General features: G+C 73.4%; 1 protein-coding gene. It reads left to right on the top strand.

Going from position 1 to position 1,096, the window contains the following annotated elements; all coding sequences use genetic code 11:
- Positions 1-931: hypothetical protein (locus CCN39_RS50585; protein WP_158104638.1), on the top strand; the 931-nt coding region annotated here is incomplete at its 5' end.
- Positions 932-1,096 lie beyond the last annotated feature (165 nt).

Here is a 1,096-nt window from a genome sequence, read left to right as displayed (position 1 = left end):
GCCGGTGCCGGTGCCGGTGCCGGTGCCGTCGCGGGAGGAGATCGATGCCGCGCTGCGCACCCTGATGCGCGCCTGGGCGCCGTCCGTCCCGCTGCCCGGTGACCCCGACCCCGAGGACTCCTACGACCCGTACGACGGCTGCGGATGCGCGGGCGACGACGAGGACGGCGAGTCGCGGGGCTGTAACTGCGGGCCCGGCTGCAGCTGCGAGATGTGCGACTACTTCGACTACGCCCGCTACAAGAGCTGCTGGGCCAGGCATGAAGGCGAGGGCGCTCCCTGTACGGCTGAGCCGCGGTTCCGGGTTCTCGCCTACCGGCTGCAGACCACGCATGTCACCGAGCGGGTCGCGGACGGGGCGTCCTGTCCCCACCCGGTCGGCGACGAGTCCCACCGGTGTGCCGACGGCGTCGTCTGGCACGAGGCCGGCCAGAAGGAGCAGGAGTACTGGTTCCGGCCCGCGTGCAGCGTCGCCCACGCCAAGGCGCTGATCGCCGACAGCCGGAAGCCGGACGCCTACGGCAACCCCGACGACTTCCAGTACCGGATCGAGCGGTGGACCTACGCCCCGCACGACACCGAGTTGCCCGCTCCGCTGCCCGACGTCCGAGAGCGGATCCAGGCAGCCGACTCGGCCGTGAAGTTCGTCATCGACGCGATCAAGCGGCCCCCCGCGGGGGTCGGTGTGTGGATGGCTGCCGTCCGGGAGCACATCGCCTGCGCGGCATGGAACGCCGCTCGCCCGCTCGCCCGCCCGGGCGAGGACGACGACCAGGCCGACGACGAGCCGGCCACGCCCCCGCAGGAGGAGCCCTGCGACCCGTGGTGCGAAGACGACGACCACGCGGTGTCTGACCCGCAGGACGTCTCCGACTACGCCATGGACCGCGAGCACCTTGACGCGCACGACCACGAGGAGTGTGACCGGTGAGCGCGGTCGACCAGGCGGGCGAGGTGCGGCGTCTCGCCGCCCAGAAGGTCCCCCAGCGGGTGATCGCCGAGCGTCTCGGGATCACCCGGCACCAGGTCCGCCGGGCGCTGGGCGCCCAGCCGCCCACGGTGGGCGAAGCGGCGCCCGCCCAGGCGCCCAGCGCCG

The organism is Amycolatopsis kentuckyensis (genome assembly GCF_002155975.1).
GTDB classification, from domain to species: domain Bacteria; phylum Actinomycetota; class Actinomycetes; order Mycobacteriales; family Pseudonocardiaceae; genus Amycolatopsis; species Amycolatopsis kentuckyensis.
The sequence above is the reverse complement of the archived record's forward strand: the minus strand, read 5'-3'. Positions and strand labels throughout refer to the sequence as shown.